Below are 295 nucleotides of genomic sequence, written 5' to 3'. Positions count from 1 at the left end.
CGCGGCGGCATTCGTCGTCCAGCCGATCACTGACCCGGTAATCCAGGGTATGGCCCTGGGCGTCGGCCAGCAGCACGCAGTAGTCGGCCGCCTCGACCCGCGCATGCAGGGCGCCCAGTTCGCCGTCGGCGACGCGCAGGAAGTCTTCCGCCGCCTGCTGGTGCTGGCGCAATTCGTAGCGCGAGAGGATGCGCGGGCCGCGCAGGCTGCCCGGGTCGAGCTGATACTGCTCGAAGGAACGGCGCCAGGAATCGAGGATGCGCCCGGGCGGACTGGCCGAGCGCAAGGGCGCACG

General features: G+C 71.2%; 1 pseudogene. It reads right to left on the bottom strand.

Annotated features, from left to right (window positions below):
• Window positions 1-295 (bottom strand): annotated as a pseudogene (locus tag FS767_RS22050) (sigma-54-dependent Fis family transcriptional regulator); the annotation flags it as partial.

It is taken from the genome of Pseudomonas sp. DE0010, from assembly GCF_007680745.1.
Taxonomy (GTDB): Bacteria; Pseudomonadota; Gammaproteobacteria; order Pseudomonadales; family Pseudomonadaceae; genus Aquipseudomonas; species Aquipseudomonas parafulva_B.
The sequence above is the reverse complement of the archived record's forward strand: the minus strand, read 5'-3'. Positions and strand labels throughout refer to the sequence as shown.